The 16,579-nt window shown below is 36.3% G+C and carries 14 protein-coding genes; all 14 read left to right on the top strand.

Features of this window, described 5'->3' with window-relative positions:
• The first annotated feature begins 34 nt into the window (after positions 1–34).
• The 14 genes from ACW0JX_RS18995 (at position 35) to ACW0JX_RS18930 (ending at position 16,530) form a co-directional block, all read left to right on the top strand.
• Entirely contained in the window at positions 35–1,951 is a 1,917-nt protein-coding gene (locus ACW0JX_RS18995; RefSeq protein ID WP_001266235.1) for a stage V sporulation protein D, read from the top strand.
• A gap of 185 nt (positions 1,952–2,136) precedes the next feature.
• Complete coding sequence (gene murE, locus ACW0JX_RS18990) at positions 2,137–3,612, top strand: UDP-N-acetylmuramoyl-L-alanyl-D-glutamate--2,6-diaminopimelate ligase (RefSeq protein WP_089171690.1); 1,476 nt, start codon at positions 2,137–2,139, stop codon at positions 3,610–3,612.
• 22 nt (positions 3,613–3,634) lie between these two features.
• A complete protein-coding gene (gene mraY / locus ACW0JX_RS18985; protein ID WP_000893060.1) occupies positions 3,635–4,609 on the top strand; it encodes a phospho-N-acetylmuramoyl-pentapeptide-transferase in 975 nt (324 codons plus the stop codon).
• The gene (gene murD, locus ACW0JX_RS18980) at positions 4,610–5,962 is read left to right on the top strand and encodes a UDP-N-acetylmuramoyl-L-alanine--D-glutamate ligase (RefSeq protein ID WP_459245003.1); all 1,353 of its coding nucleotides are present in this window, start codon (positions 4,610–4,612) and stop codon (positions 5,960–5,962) included.
• 90 nt (positions 5,963–6,052) lie between these two features.
• Positions 6,053–7,144, top strand: a complete 1,092-nt coding sequence (gene spoVE / locus ACW0JX_RS18975; protein ID WP_000753524.1) for a stage V sporulation protein E — start codon at positions 6,053–6,055, stop codon at positions 7,142–7,144.
• Between the two features lie 103 nt (positions 7,145–7,247).
• Entirely contained in the window at positions 7,248–8,342 is a 1,095-nt protein-coding gene (murG, locus tag ACW0JX_RS18970) for an undecaprenyldiphospho-muramoylpentapeptide beta-N-acetylglucosaminyltransferase (protein ID WP_459245790.1), read from the top strand.
• A gap of 213 nt (positions 8,343–8,555) precedes the next feature.
• Positions 8,556–9,461 carry a UDP-N-acetylmuramate dehydrogenase gene (murB, locus tag ACW0JX_RS18965; protein ID WP_459245002.1) on the top strand — a complete coding sequence of 302 codons (906 nt, stop codon included), beginning with the start codon at positions 8,556–8,558 and terminating at the stop codon, positions 9,459–9,461.
• 98 nt (positions 9,462–9,559) lie between these two features.
• A complete protein-coding gene (divIB, locus tag ACW0JX_RS18960) occupies positions 9,560–10,330 on the top strand; it encodes a cell division protein DivIB (protein ID WP_001065789.1) in 771 nt (256 codons plus the stop codon).
• A gap of 399 nt (positions 10,331–10,729) precedes the next feature.
• On the top strand, positions 10,730–12,037 hold the full coding sequence (gene ftsA / locus ACW0JX_RS18955) for a cell division protein FtsA (RefSeq protein WP_001087557.1): 1,308 nt from the start codon (positions 10,730–10,732) through the stop codon (positions 12,035–12,037).
• Positions 12,038–12,076: 39 nt separating this feature from the next.
• The gene (gene ftsZ / locus ACW0JX_RS18950) at positions 12,077–13,231 is read left to right on the top strand and encodes a cell division protein FtsZ (RefSeq protein WP_000888984.1); all 1,155 of its coding nucleotides are present in this window, start codon (positions 12,077–12,079) and stop codon (positions 13,229–13,231) included.
• 260 nt (positions 13,232–13,491) lie between these two features.
• On the top strand, positions 13,492–14,409 hold the full coding sequence (spoIIGA, locus tag ACW0JX_RS18945; protein ID WP_000261975.1) for a sigma-E processing peptidase SpoIIGA: 918 nt from the start codon (positions 13,492–13,494) through the stop codon (positions 14,407–14,409).
• Positions 14,410–14,428: 19 nt separating this feature from the next.
• A complete protein-coding gene (sigE, locus tag ACW0JX_RS18940; protein ID WP_000976948.1) occupies positions 14,429–15,148 on the top strand; it encodes an RNA polymerase sporulation sigma factor SigE in 720 nt (239 codons plus the stop codon).
• 157 nt (positions 15,149–15,305) lie between these two features.
• Positions 15,306–16,085: an RNA polymerase sporulation sigma factor SigG gene (gene sigG / locus ACW0JX_RS18935; protein WP_000197755.1), complete on the top strand. Its 780-nt coding sequence runs from the start codon at positions 15,306–15,308 to the stop codon at positions 16,083–16,085.
• A gap of 163 nt (positions 16,086–16,248) precedes the next feature.
• Positions 16,249–16,530, top strand: a complete 282-nt coding sequence (locus ACW0JX_RS18930) for a YlmC/YmxH family sporulation protein (RefSeq protein WP_000236749.1) — start codon at positions 16,249–16,251, stop codon at positions 16,528–16,530.
• The last annotated feature ends 49 nt before the right edge of the window (positions 16,531–16,579 follow it).

Raw genomic sequence — 16,579 nt, 5'->3', positions numbered from 1 at the left:
GAACAAGCTAGGCGTAAGGGAGGCTTGTTCCGATATGCGTGTATCAAATGTAACAGTTAGAAAACGACTTATTTTTATACTTATATCAGGTATACTTATTTTCACTATTATCGATATTCGTCTTGGATATGTGCAATTTTTTCTTGGGAATATGTTAACGGATCGTGCGAAAGATTCATGGAGTCGTAATATTACTTTTGAACCCGAACGTGGGAAGATTTTAGACCGAAATGGTGTGGAACTTGCCACGAATAAAAGTGCTCCAACTGTCTTTGTTGTACCGAGGCAAATTGAAAAACCAGCAGAGACTGCAGAGAAGTTAGCTGCAGTATTAGGTGTGGAAAAAGATGAGATTTATAAAAGAATTACAAAAAAAGAATCGATTGTAAGGTTAGATAAAGGCGGAAGGAAAATATCACATGACAAAGCGAAAGAAGTACGAGGATTAAGTTTGAAGGGCGTGTATATCGCAGAGGATTCTATCCGGTACTATCCATTTGGAAACTTTTTATCACATGTATTAGGTTTTGCAGGTAGCGATAACCAAGGTCTTATGGGACTAGAAAAATATTATGATAAAGAGCTAAATGGGGACAAAGGTCATGTTCGTTTTTTTGCAGATGCGAAAGGACAAAGGATGCCTAATGTTGGTGATGATTTCAAAAAGCCAGAAGCCGGTTTAAATTTAGGATTAACAATCGATGCGCGTATTACAAGGATTATGGAAAGAGAAATGAATATTGCGGAGTCAACTTATAATCCAGACGGTATGATTGCAATTGCAATGAATCCTAAAAATGGTGAAATTTTAGGTATGTCTAGTCGGCCGAGTTTTGATCCAGCGGATTTTCAAAGTGTCTCTCCAGAAGTGTATAACAGAAATTTACCTGTGTGGAGTACGTATGAGCCTGGTTCAACATTTAAGATCATTACACTAGCTGCAGCATTGAATGAAAATTTAGTAGACTTAGAGAAGGATACGTTTTATGATGATGGAGCAGCTGAAGTCGGTGGAGCTAGATTGAAATGCTGGAAAGCAGGAGGTCATGGCAGTCAAACGTTTTTAGAAGTCGTTCAAAACTCATGTAACCCGGGATTTATTGAACTTGGTGATCGCCTTGGTAAAGACCGATTATTTAAATACATTCGTAATTTTGGTTTTGGGCAGAAGACTGGGATTGACTTGCAAGGTGAAGGCAGTGGGATTTTATTTAATTTAGATAAAGTTGGTCCAGTAGAGCAAGCGACAACTTCATTCGGCCAAGGGGTTTCTGTTACACCAATTCAACAAGTAGCAGCTGTAGCGGCGGCTGTAAATGGTGGAACATTGTATCAGCCGTATATAGCTAAGGAGTTTATTGATCCGAAAAATAATCAAGTTGTTAGTAAAAAGACACCTGTTGAGAAAAGAAAAGTTATTTCCAAGGAAACTTCAGAAAAAGTTCGTTATGCATTAGAGAATGTTGTAGCGAAAGGTTCTGGTAAAGGTGCTTATATTGATGGATATCGTGTAGGTGGAAAAACGGGTACTGCTCAAAAGGTGAAAGATGGTAAATATTTAGAGAATAATTATATTGTATCTTTTATCGGATTTGCTCCAGCGGATGATCCAGAGATTGTTGTGTATGTTGCTGTTGATAATCCAAAAGGGGTTACACAGTTTGGTGGAGTGGTAGCAGCTCCAATTGTCGGGAATATCCTTCGAGATGCGCTTCCTGTTATGGGAGTGAAACCGAGAAAAGAACAAGTTGAAAAAGAATATAAATGGGGCGATACACCAACTGTGGAAGTTCCGAATTTAATTGGAATGAAAAAGAAAGATTTACAAACACAACTCGTCGATTTGCAGCTTGATATAAGTGGAGATGGAGAGAAAGTAATTAAGCAATCACCAGAAGCGGGAGCTAAAGTAAAAGAAGGCTCAAAAATTAGAATTTACTTCGGGAATTAAAGGTAACATAGTACGTTTTATGGTACAATTGGTGGAAGTGAGTTCTTTATAGAACAGTTACTTAACTTGAGACAATAAGTGTCTCAGTCATAAATAGGCCAGTAGCACTTACCTCCTTATATAGGAGGTAATGTGTTGCTTACTGAAAAAAAGATAAATAAACAATGTAGAGAGGGTTTAGTGAAATGAAGTTGCATACACTTTTATCATGTTTGCATGATTTTCCAGTTGTTCCAAAAGAAAATCCAGAAATCACATCTATAGAAGCTGATTCACGTAAAGTGAAAGAAGGAAGCTTATTTGTATGTATGAAAGGATATACGGTTGATAGCCATGATTTTGCTAAGCAAGCAGCGGCACAAGGAGCGGCTGCTATTGTTGCGGAAAGACCAATTGATGTTGACGTTCCAGTTGTACTTGTGAAAAATACTTTTCGTTCGTTAGCGGTTTTAGCTGATTATTTTTATGGTCAACCGACACACAAGTTACATTTAATTGGAATTACAGGTACAAATGGAAAGACAACAACATCGCATATTATGGATGAGATTATGCGAGCACATGGTCATAAAACAGGGCTAATTGGAACGATTAATATGAAAATCGGTGATGAAACATTTGAGGTGAAAAATACAACACCAGATGCACTAACACTTCAACAGACGTTTTCAAAAATGGTTGAACAAGGTGTGGACAGCACGGTAATGGAAGTTTCGTCACATGCGTTAGATCTTGGTCGTGTACACGGATGTGATTACGATGTAGCGGTGTTTACGAACTTAACACAAGATCATTTAGACTATCATAAAACGATGGAAGAATATAAACATGCAAAAGGGTTACTATTTGCACAGCTTGGCAATAGTTATAATCATAATCGTGAAAAGTACGCTGTGCTGAATAGCGATGATAATGTAACAGAAGAGTATATGAGAAGTACTGCAGCAACTGTTGTAACATATGGTATTGATACAACAAGTGACATTATGGCAAAAAATATCGTTATGACGAGTGGCGGAACTACATTTACCCTTGTCACACCGTATGAAAGTGTAAATGTTACGATGAAATTAATAGGTAAATTTAATGTATATAACGTACTTGCAGCAACAGCAGCAGGACTTGTTTCGGGTGTGAAATTAGAAACAATCATTGCTGTTATAAAGGAACTAGCTGGGGTTCCAGGGCGTTTTGAAGTTGTTGATGGAGGACAAAATTATACAGTTATTGTTGATTACGCACATACGCCGGATAGTTTAGAGAATGTATTAAAAACTGCAAAACAATTTGCAAAAGGTGATGTGTATTGTATCGTTGGTTGTGGTGGCGATAGGGACCGAACGAAGAGACCGATAATGGCAAGTGTTGCAACAAAATATGCAACTCATGCAATTTACACATCAGATAATCCAAGAAGTGAAGATCCAGCGGCTATTTTAGATGATATGGTACATGGTGCAAGTGGAAATAATTATGAAGTGATTATTGATAGAAAAGAAGCGATACACCATGCAATCACTAAAGTAAAAGCAGATGATATCATTATTATTGCTGGTAAGGGTCATGAAACGTATCAAATTATTGGTAAAGAAGTTTATCATTTTGATGATCGAGAAGTTGCGAAAGAAGCAATTACAGGGCGTTTAAACAACGAAGAGTAACAACGTGAGAGGAGGACTACATGTGCTTGAGCAAGGTTTATTAGTAACGGCTGGGGTAGCATTCTTAATTTCTGTTGCCCTTTCGCCATTGTTTATTCCATTTTTAAGAAAATTAAAGTTCGGACAGAGTATTCGTGATGAGGGACCAAAGTCACATCAAAAAAAATCAGGGACACCGACAATGGGTGGTATCGTCATATACGTATCTATGATGGTAACTTCACTTATTATGGCGATTAAGTTTAATTATTTAGGTGCAGAGGTTTCGTTATTACTATTAGTGACGTTTGGTTACGGATTAATCGGATTTTTAGATGACTACATAAAGGTAGTTAAGAAGAGAAATCTTGGTTTAACATCAAAACAAAAATTAGTAGGGCAGCTTGTTATTGCTATTGCATTCTTTTTAATTGGAAAAGGGCAAGCGTTCCACACATACATCATGATTCCGGGAACGGATGTTAAGTTTGAATTAGGTTGGGCGTATTTTGTACTTGTACTATTTATGCTTATTGGTGGATCAAATGCAGTTAACTTAACTGACGGTTTAGATGGTTTATTATCAGGAACAGCTGCTATTGCATTTGGAGCATTTAGTATTATTGCTGTGGCACAAGAGCAATTTGGAGTAGCGATATTCTGTATGGCAGTGGTAGGAGCTGTACTTGGATTTTTAGTATTCAATGCGAATCCAGCAAAAGTGTTTATGGGAGATACAGGTTCATTAGCTTTAGGTGGAGCCATTGCAGCTGTAGCGATTTTATTAAAACAAGAATTGCTACTTGTAATTATTGGCGGAGTATTCGTCATGGAAACTTTATCGGTTATTATTCAGGTCATTTCATTTAAAACAACAGGAAAACGTGTCTTTAAAATGAGTCCATTACACCATCATTATGAATTATGTGGTTGGTCAGAGTGGCGTGTTGTTGTGACGTTTTGGTCTGCAGGATTTTTATTAGCTGTGTTAGGAATTTATATCGGGGTGTGGATGTAATTGAAAACTGTAACTGAATTTCAAAATAAGAATATTCTTGTATTAGGCATTGCAAAAAGTGGTTATGCAGCAGCTACATTGTTACAAAAGTTAGGGGCGAATGTCATTGTAAATGACGGAAAGCCTTTAGCAGACAATGTACTTGCTGCAGAATTACAAGCAAAAGGAATGGACGTTGTATGCGGTGGCCATCCTTTAGAATTATTAGAGAGAAATATTTCTCTTGTCGTTAAAAATCCAGGAATCCCGTATTCTAATCCAATATTAGTTGCTGCGAAAGAAAAGCAAATTCCAATTGTTACGGAAGTTGAATTAGCATATCGTATTTCAAAAGCGCCATTTGTTGGAATTACAGGATCTAATGGTAAAACGACGACAACAATGCTGACATTTGAAATGTTAAAAGAAGGACAAAAGCATCCTGTTATTGCAGGGAATATAGGAACTGTAGCTTGTGAAGTAGCACAGGATGCAAAAGAAAATGAAGTTGTAGTTACAGAACTTTCATCGTTCCAATTGATGGGAGTAGAATCGTTCCAGCCTAAAATTGCAGCGTTCTTAAACTTATTTGAAGCCCACTTAGATTATCATGGGACGAAGAAGGAATATGGTTTAGCAAAAGCAAATGTTTTTAAAAACCAAACGGAAAACGATTATAGTGTAATAAACGCGGATGATGCAGATGTGATGGCTTTATCTGTGGATACTAAAGGTCAAAAAATCTTGTTTTCGACAACGAAAGAAATTGAAGATGGCGCGTGTATAAAAGATAACGCTCTTTATTTCAAAGGTGAAAAAGTTGTTGAAGTAAGCGATATCGTTTTACCTGGTCAACATAATCTAGAAAATATTTTAGCTGCGATGAGTATTGCGAAATTATTAGGTACTTCTAATGAAGCAATTACGGTCGTGTTAAAACGTTTTACGGGTGTAAAACATCGTTTAGAATATGTAACAACGATTAACAACCGTAAGTTTTATAATGACTCAAAAGCAACGAATATGTTAGCGACTGAGAAAGCACTATCTGCGTTTACACAACCGATTGTGTTACTAGCAGGTGGGCTTGACCGCGGAAATGAATTCGATGATTTAATTCCGTATTTCAAAAATGTAAAAGCGATTGTAACATTTGGACAAACAGCTCCCAAACTAGTAAGAGCGGCAGAAAAAGCGGGATTAGATATAATTGAAAGTGTCGATACTTTAGATGAAGCAGTGGTGAAAGCTTATGCTCATTCTAAAGAAGGTGATGTTGTTCTTCTTTCTCCAGCGTGTGCAAGCTGGGATCAATTTAAAACATTTGAAGAAAGAGGAGACATTTTTATACAAGCTGTGCATAAACTTATATAAAGTAAATCAAAACATCAGTAGGCTAACACCTACTGATGTTTTGTTACATAGGGCAAAAGGTTCTGCCTAAAGAGGTGGTGTTTGTGGGTAATGAAGAAAACGCCTGATTTTATGCTCATCATCGTAACACTTTCATTGTTGACAATCGGAATGATTATGGTTTATAGTGCGAGTGCAGTTTGGGCCTCTTATAAAATGGGGGACTCATTCTTTTTTGCAAAAAGACAATTACTGTTTGCGGGTCTTGGTGTAGTAGCTATGTTTTTTATTATGAAAATTGATTATTGGGTGTGGCGTACGTATTCAAAAGTAATTTTGCTAGTTTGCTTCATTCTTCTTATTCTCGTTCTTATTCCTGGAGTAGGTCTTGTTCGAGGAGGAGCACGAAGTTGGATTGGGATCGGAGCATTTTCGATTCAACCATCAGAATTTATGAAGTTTGCGATGATTATTTTCTTGGCAAAGTTTTTAGCGGAACGGCAAAAATTGATTACATCTTTTAAACGTGGTTTATTACCGGCTCTTAGTTTTGTGTTTCTTGCTTTTGGGATGATTATGTTACAGCCAGACCTTGGGACAGGAACGGTAATGGTTGGGACATGTATCATTATGATATTTATTTCGGGAGCGAGGGTCTTTCACTTTGCAATGTTTGGTTTGATTGGTGTAGCGGGATTTGTAGGATTAATTGCATCAGCACCGTATCGAATGAAACGCATTACATCATATTTAGATCCGTGGTCAGATCCGCTTGGAAGTGGATTTCAAATTATCCAATCATTACTCGCAATTGGACCTGGTGGATTATTTGGGCTTGGACTTGGACAAAGTAGACAAAAATTTCTTTATTTACCTGAACCACAAACTGACTTTATATTTGCGATCTTATCCGAGGAATTAGGTTTTATTGGTGGTTCATTTGTGTTATTATTATTTAGTCTATTATTATGGCGCGGGATTCGTATCGCATTAGGAGCGCCAGATTTATATGGTACGTTTTTAGCAGTAGGTATTGTGGCGATGATTGCGATTCAAGTAATGATTAATGTTGGTGTTGTAACAGGACTGATGCCTGTTACGGGTATTACCTTGCCGTTTTTAAGTTATGGTGGATCAAGTTTGACATTAATGTTAATGGCAGTAGGTGTATTATTAAATATAAGTCGCCATTCTCGCTACTAAACCCTGTTTATAAGACAGGGTTTTTCGTATGTGTGTAAAAATGCAATATGTATATAGAAATAAATATAATGGAAATAAGAAAAGAGAAGCGGAGGAGTTAGTAGTGCGTGTATTAGTTAGTGGTGGGGGTACTGGTGGTCATATTTATCCAGCTCTTGCTTTAATTAGAGAAATAAAAAAGTTAAATCCAGAAGCAAGATTTTTATATATTGGTACGGAAAATGGACTAGAGAGTACAATCGTTCCAAAAGCAGGTATACCATTTCAGTCTATTGTTATAAGTGGATTTAAACGAAAAATATCATTAGATAATGTGAAAACAGTAATGCGTTTTCTAAAAGGTGTACAGGATAGTAAACGATATATTCGTCGTTTTAATCCGGATATAGTAATTGGAACGGGTGGATATGTATGTGGACCAGTTGTATACGCTGCAGCCAAATTAGGTATTCCAACTATTGTACATGAACAAAATAGTGTACCAGGTGTAACGAACAAATTTTTAAGTCGTTATGTTAATAAAGTTGCTGTTTGTTTTGAAGCAGCTACAGAGCATTTTCCAGAGTCAAAAGTGGTAATGACAGGTAATCCGCGAGCATCAGAGGTAATGGATCAAAATGGAATGAAAGGGAAACGTTCAGTTGGGCTTTCTCTTCCTAAAAAGTCTGTACTTATATTTGGTGGAAGTCGTGGAGCTAGACCGATTAACGATGCCTTCGTTGAAGCAATTGAACAGTTTGGGAACAAAAGCTACGAAATACTATATGTAACAGGTGAAGTACATTATGACAAAGTGATGGAAGCCGTGAAGCAAAAAGGGAATCCGAACAATGTTATTATTAAGCCGTTCATTCATAATATGCCAGAGGTACTAACTGGTGTAGACCTTGTTGTTTCAAGGGCTGGGGCAACAACACTTGCAGAATTAACAGCGTTAGGAAAACCAAGTGTGTTAATACCGAGTCCGTACGTAACAAATAATCATCAGGAAAAGAATGCACGTTCAGTTGTTGATAAAGGAGCGGCAAAAATGTTACTTGAAAAAGATTTAACAGCTGAAACGCTTATTCGTGATATTGATGAGATTTTATTGGATGCACAAACATTACAAAATATGAAGCTAGCTGCTAAGCAACTAGGTATTCCAGATGCAGCAAATAAGCTGTATGAAGTAATGAATAAGCTTGTAAAAAAATAAAGTGAGGCTTTAATCGGTGGGGAGTGATTCTTTCTCGTTGATTATTACCTTTCACTAATCGGATGTTTACTGGCATCCCGATTCTCGCCTAACTTCTTTGTTACCGCCGAATTTTGATTTAGGAGCTGTACTGCCCGTAAATAGAGGGATAACGTTAGGTGAACGCCCTGCATATTATTGTCATAAGGAGACTTAATATGGGGGAGATTGTCTATGGAACAATTAGTAAATGAGCTTATAGAAGCAGACGTTGGTCGTATTTTAGTTAACGAGTCGTTAGCACGTTATACAACTATGAAAATAGGTGGACCAGCGGATATTTTAATTGTGCCAAAGCATGTAGCCGGTATTGAAAAAACATTACAGTTAGTAAAGCAATACAAAACGAAGTGGACTGTAATTGGGCGCGGTTCAAACCTTCTTGTATCTGATCAAGGCATAGAAGGTGTTGTTATTCGTTTAGGAGAAGGATTAGATCACTTAGAGGTCGAAAAACATAAGGTAAGAGTTGGTAGTGGATATCCTCTTATTAAATTGTCAACTTTACTTAGTCGTCAAGGGTTAGCTGGATTGGAGTTTGCAAGCGGTATTCCAGGAAGTGTCGGTGGTGCAGTATATATGAATGCAGGTGCACATAAATCGGATATATCGAGTGTATTATCGAAGGCTCTCATTCTGTTTGAAGACGGTACAATTGACTGGTTAATGAATAAAGAACTGGAGTTTTCTTATCGGGCATCTGTATTGCAAACGAAACGTCCTGGTATTGTTTTAGAGGCGGAGTTTCAATTACAGGCGGGAAAACGTGAAGAAATTGTACGTAGCATGCAAAATAATAAAGATTACCGCCGTGAAACGCAACCATGGAATCACCCGTGTGCAGGAAGTGTATTTCGGAATCCAATCCCACATTTTGCAGGAGATTTAGTAGAAAAAGCAGGGCTTCGTGGTTATAGGATTGGTGGAGCTCAAATTTCTGAAATGCATGGCAATTTTATTGTTAATACCGGGGGAGCTTCAGCGCAAGATGTATTGTCCTTAATTGAATTAATAAAACATACAATTAAGGATAAATTTGATGTAGATATGCATACAGAAGTAGAAATCATTGGAAGATAACGGTTATTCGTTCCGCTCATTATCATTTATGTTATAATAAGAAGATAAGAACGGCATGAGGAACATGCCGTTCTTTATGTTACATAGGGGGATCGTACATGAATAATAGTAAAGTGATTAAACTACAAGATCGTGTACCAAAATTGAAAAATCAAAAGAAAAAAAACAAAAAAAATGTTAATCATCGATTGATTTTATACATATCAATTTTATTTTTATTAGTGCTCTTTTTAATTTATTTTCGGTCTCCGCTTAGTAATATAAAAAAGATTAGTGTGTTTGGAAATCACTATATGACGGATGAGCAAGTAATGAAGGATTCAGGCGTGACATATGATACAAGTTATTTCCGAGTGACAGCACATAAAGCTGAAGAAAACTTAACGAAGCGAAAAGAAATTAAAGCAGTAAATGTAAAAAAACGTTTTCCAAACAAGATTGATATTCATATCGAAGAATATTTAACGATTGGTTATATAAATAAAGAGGGAAAATTACAACCGTTATTAGAAAATGGAAAAACGCTTGATGTACTACCTAATGGAAAACTTCCTGTTGCAGCACCGATTTTCGAACCTTTTAAAGAAGAGAAAATGAAGGAGTTAATCGCTGAACTAGAAAAATTAACACCAGCTATTTTAAAATCTATTTCGGAGATTCGCTATTCACCAACGAATGCAAATGAAGATCATCTTACTTTATATATGAATGAAGGTTATGAAGTGAGCACTACGATTCAAAATTTTGCAAAACGTATGGAAGCCTATCCGCTTATTTTAAAAACAATTGAGCCAGGTAAGAAGGTATTAATTGACTTAGAAGTAGGTGCATATACGAAAGAATTAGGTGCGGAAGAAAAAAAAGAATAGAATGGTAGTTTTCGTTGATTATAGCAGAAAAAACGAAACGAATGTTCTATTATATGTATACGAATTTAGAAGAATGGTTCATTTGATGAAAAATATGTAAAAATTCTTAGATTCATACTAGTATTGGTACAAGTTTCACTTTTCTATGAGTACATCTTAGTGTAGACTTATACTTGGCGGTAAACTTTACACTCGAAATAGAATTATTTCAAGATAAGCAGTTATTTATAGTTTACTGCGATATTCTTAATTGAATGCTAAATAAAAATAAGAAAAATATAGGGTTAAAAAAGGGAAACGTATAAAGACGTTGAATATTTTTCTTATAAATAGTAAAGTTGCGATTGTTGTTCCATATATTGAGTTGTATGGTATAAATAAAGAAGGAGGTGCCAAAGAATGAACAGCAATGAAATATATGTTAGTCTTGACATCGGTACATCCAATGTTAAAGTCATCATTGGTGAAATGGTTAATGACAGCTTAAACATTATTGGTGTTGGAAATGTAAAATCAAATGGTTTAAAGAAGGGATCGATAGTTGATATAGACGAGACTGTTCGATCAATTAAAAAAGCAATTGAACAAGCTGAGCGCATGGTGGGAATCCACATTGAGCAAGTTGTAGTAGGTGTCAATGCAAACCAGGTACAGCTACTTCCTTGTCACGGAGTAGTCGCTGTTTCAAATGAAGATCGTGAAATCGGGAATGAAGATGTCTTACGCGTTCTAGATGCAGCACAAGTTGTGTCAATTGCTCCAGAACGTGAGTTTATTGATGTGGTACCTCGACAGTTCATCGTAGACGGTCTTGACGAGATTAACGATCCACGCGGGATGATCGGTGTAAGATTAGAAATGGAAGGTACACTTATTACAGGCTCGAGAACTTTACTACATAACCTACTTCGTTGTGTAGAAAAAGCAGGTCTTGAAATTGTTGATATTTGTCTTCAACCTTTAGCGGCTGCAACAGTTGCTATATCTTCAGATGAAAAAAATAGAGGAGTAGCCCTTGTTGATATGGGGGGAGGATCTACAACTTTATCTATTTTTAAAGATGGAGAGTTACAAGCGACGAGCGTATTACCATTAGGTGGAGACCATATAACGAAGGATATTGCGATTGGGTTGAAAACTTCAACAGAAAATGCAGATCAAATTAAGTTGAAATATGGACATGCTTTTTATGATACAGCATCTGAAGAAGAGATGTTTACGGTTCCTATTATGGGAAGTGATCAAACAGAACAATATTCTCAGTTGGAATTATCGGATATAATAGAGGCTCGTGTAGAGGAAATTTTAATGTTTGTTCAAGATGAAGTGCGTAAGTTAGGAGTAAAGCAAGTGGCTTCTGGTTATGTACTAACTGGTGGAATTGCTTCTATGCCAGGTGTTCTTGATCTTGCATATGATATTTTACATGAAAATGTTCGTGTAGCAACTCCTGATTATATTGGTGTGCGTGAGCCCCAATATACAAGTGGAGTTGGATTAATTAAACATTCTTATCAAAAAGCTAAATTACGTGGGAAAAATGTGCAGGAAAAGCAAGAGCATTTTGAACCAGTACCAGCACCAGCACCAACGCCGGTACAACAGCAACCTGCAAAACAAAAAACTCGTAATCAAAACAATAATAATCAAAATGATGACCGCATGATGTCAAAAGTAAAACGTGTATTCCGTTATTTATGGGATTAAAATTGGACACGAAAAATGAGGTTCTAGGGGGATTTCGACATGTTAGAGTTTGATACTACTCAAGATCAATTAGCGAATATAAAAGTTATCGGTGTCGGCGGTGGCGGAAACAATGCTGTAAACCGTATGATTGAACACGGTGTACAAGGTGTAGACTTTATCGCTGTGAACACTGATGCACAAGCATTAAATCTATCAAAAGCTGAAACGAAAATGCAAATTGGTGGAAAATTAACGCGTGGACTTGGTGCAGGCGCAAACCCTGAAGTAGGGAAAAAAGCTGCAGAAGAAAGTAAAGAACAGATCCAAGAAGCACTTCGTGGTGCGGATATGGTCTTCGTAACTGCCGGTATGGGCGGTGGAACTGGAACTGGTGCAGCTCCAGTTGTTGCTCAAGTTGCAAAAGAATTAGGTGCTTTAACAGTTGGTGTTGTAACACGTCCATTTACTTTTGAAGGACGTAAGCGTGCGACGCAAGCAGCATCTGGTATTGCAGCATTTAAAGAAAATGTAGATACTCTTATTGTAATTCCAAACGATCGCTTATTAGAGATTGTTGATAAAAATACGCCAATGTTAGAAGCATTCCGTGAAGCTGATAACGTATTACGTCAAGGTGTTCAAGGTATTTCGGATTTAATTGCAACGCCAGGTTTAATTAACTTAGACTTTGCAGACGTAAAGACAATTATGTCTAATAGAGGTTCTGCTTTAATGGGTATTGGTTCTGGTAACGGGGAAAATCGTGCTGCAGAAGCTGCGAAAAAAGCGATTTCTAGTCCATTACTAGAAACATCTATTGATGGAGCTCAAGGTGTTATCATGAACATTACGGGTGGCGCTAACTTAAGCTTATATGAAGTACAAGAAGCGGCAGATATCGTAGCTTCAGCTTCAGATCCAGAAGTAAATATGATCTTCGGTTCTGTTATTAACGAAGGATTAAAAGATGATATCGTTGTAACTGTAATTGCAACTGGTTTTGATGATAGCATTGCAACTCAACCACCAAAACCAATTATTCGTCCGAATGCGAACCACACGCAACAACAGCAACAACCAGTAGCTCAACCTTCAAAACAACGTGAAGTAAAACGTGAAATGAAGCGTGAAGAGCCAGTTGTACATGAGCGTCATTCAGATTCAGATGATATCGATATTCCAGCATTTTTACGTAACCGTCGTAGACGATAAAAAAAGGAGCTTTCATGCTCCTTTTTTGTTTTTTAAATGGAAAAGACCTGCTAAGCAGGTCTTTTTTTATTTCGTATATTTCAATATATTTTGTTGGTGAAAATAAGAGTATATCATTCTATGAATTTGTACTTTTATTTTTTACCGACAGATTATGTCTAGAAATCACAAAATAACAAAAAAACACCTCCGCAAATTGACACACTTTCCTATTGGATATGCATTATACTAGTCTCAACTTGAAAAAAGAGGTGAATTGTTTGGTTGTTTACGCCGACGTTGTTTGGTTGTTAAACGCCTGCATTGATTTTCTTTTGCTTTTATTAACAGCTACCGTGTTAAAAAAGAAGATCAAAAGATGGAGGCTTGTGTTAGGGGCATTTATAGGTTCAACTATTGTTATTTTTGCCTTTACTCCTTTTGCTTCTATGATGACACATCCAATTATGAAACTACTGTACTCGTTACTTATTGTGTATACAGCATTTGGGTTTACAACATTTAGAAATTATGCACAAACTGTTTTTACTTTTTACTTTGTAACCTTTATGGTTGGCGGAGGATTAATTGGAACTCATTTCTTTTTGCAAACGAATGAAATGGTAAATGGATTGGTTCAATCTCAGTCAATTTCTTACGGCGATCCAATTAGTTGGTTATTTGTTATTTTTGGTTTTCCGGTAATTTATTATTTTTCTAAAAAGCGTATTGAAAGCGTAGAGGTCACGAAAATACACTATGACCAAATTGTGAAAGTAAAAATTCAATTAGCGGAAGAAGAACTAGAACTGGCAGGTCTTATTGACAGTGGGAACCAACTTTACGACCCATTAACAAAAACACCCGTTATGATTATGCATGTTTCATCATTAGAACATTGCTTACCATCTTGGTTAACAGAACAAATTTATTCCAAAACAGAAATTCCTCAAATACCAGAAAATGATTCTGGTTGGGCGACAAAATTACGTTTAATTCCTTTCCGTGCAGTAGGAGTAGAAAGTCAATTTTTGTGGGCAATTAAGCCTGACAGTGTGCAAGTTGATCATGAAGGTAGTTCTATTGTTGTAAACAAAGTATTAATTGGATTAAATACACAACAACTGTCTACTAATGGGGAGTATCAATGTATTGTGCATCCAAAAATGTTGATTTCACAAAAAATGGTGATCGCTTAATAATGAGAGGCGGGATAATATGATGAAATTAAAATTTTATTTAGTATACCTTTGGTATAAAGTATTGCTGAAATTAGGAATTAAGACCGATGAAATTTATTATATTGGTGGAAGTGAAGCGTTGCCACCACCGTTAACGAAAGAAGAAGAGGAAGTTCTTTTGAATAAATTGCCAAAAGGAGATCAGGCAGCAAGGTCATTACTTATTGAACGCAACTTAAGGCTCGTTGTATATATAGCAAGAAAGTTTGAAAATACAGGGATAAATATTGAAGATTTAATTAGTATAGGAACAATCGGCCTTATTAAAGCGGTAAATACATTTAATCCAGAAAAGAAAATAAAATTAGCAACATATGCATCGCGTTGTATAGAAAATGAAATTTTAATGCATTTACGTCGGAATAACAAAAATCGTTCGGAAGTTTCTTTTGATGAACCGCTAAACATTGATTGGGATGGGAATGAACTATTGTTGTCTGACGTGTTAGGTACAGATGATGATATTATTACAAAAGATTTAGAAGCTACTGTAGATCGTCACCTTTTAATGAAAGCATTACACCAATTAAATGATCGTGAAAAACAAATTATGGAACTTCGGTTTGGGCTTGCTGGAGGAGAGGAAAAGACGCAAAAAGATGTGGCGGATATGCTTGGGATTTCACAGTCATACATTTCGCGTTTAGAAAAAAGAATTATAAAAAGATTACGAAAAGAATTTAATAAAATGGTGTGAAGAATAGGACCAGCCGTTATGTAGGCTGGTCTTATTCTATTTAGTTGTATTAGGAAAGATAATTTAAATGAAAAATCGTGAAAAAACCATATGCATAAAATCCCCTTCAAAGGAAATACTTTACACTGTACAGCAACTCCCGATAGGAGGGAACACTTTGACGAGAAACAAAGTAGAAATTTGCGGTGTTGATACAGCTAAACTTCCAGTATTAAAAAATGAAGAGATGCGTAAATTATTTCGTGAAATGCAAAGTGGAGAGATAAGCGCAAGAGAAAAATTAGTGAATGGAAACTTACGTCTTGTACTGAGCGTCATCCAAAGATTTAATAACAGAGGAGAATATGTTGACGATTTATTCCAAGTTGGTTGCATCGGACTTATGAAATCAATTGATAATTTTGATTTAGGCCAAAATGTAAAATTTTCAACGTATGCTGTGCCGATGATTATTGGGGAAATACGCAGATATTTGCGTGATAATAATCCGATTCGCGTATCGCGCTCATTGCGAGATATTGCGTATAAAGCTTTGCAAGTAAGAGAGAAGTTAATTGCAGAAAATTCAAAAGAACCAACAGCAATGGATATTGCAAAAGTGCTAGAAGTAACTCATGAAGAGATAGTATTTGCTTTAGATGCAATTCAAGATCCAGTTTCATTATTTGAACCGATTTATAATGATGGAGGAGATCCTATCTTTGTTATGGATCAGTTAAGTGATGAAAAACAAAAGGACGAGCAGTGGGTTGAAGAACTAGCATTGAAAGAAGGAATGAAGCGTTTAAATGATCGAGAGAAAATGATTATTAGAAAACGTTTCTTCCAAGGAAAGACACAGATGGAAGTTGCAGAAGAAATTGGGATTTCCCAAGCTCAAGTATCACGTTTAGAGAAGTCAGCCATTAAACAAATGAATAAAACGATTCAAGGATAAGGTCTCACCAATTATGGTGAGACCTTTTTATATGTAATATGGTTTGTGCTCATAGTAGGGGATTATTGTTCATATAATGAAACTAGCATGGTGTTTCGTATAGGTGGCTTCCTGTAAATATGAGAAACAGCTTCCAATTCGTCATATAAGGGAGAGGGTAAAAATGGTGATACGAATTTCAGAGTTACAGATGAAGGATGTTATAAATATTTCAGATGGAAAAAGGATTGGGAATATTGGAGATATTGAAATTGATATGAACACAGGGCAAGTTTGTTCTGTTATTATTTCCAAACAGACACGTATGCTAGGTATTTTTGGAAAAGATGTTGAGATTGTAATTCCTTGGAAGGAAATTGTGAAAATTGGGGAGGATGTCATACTTGTAAGAGTAGATCCTGTTAATACTGTAACAGAATCAATACAAACACCGACAATTTCATAAAGAATATTACAAATTCCTCTTTTTTTTCTGTTAGGATTATGAAAAAATA

It is taken from the genome of Bacillus sp. C-3-6 (genome assembly GCF_054509685.1).
The sequence above is the reverse complement of the archived record's forward strand: the minus strand, read 5'-3'. Positions and strand labels throughout refer to the sequence as shown.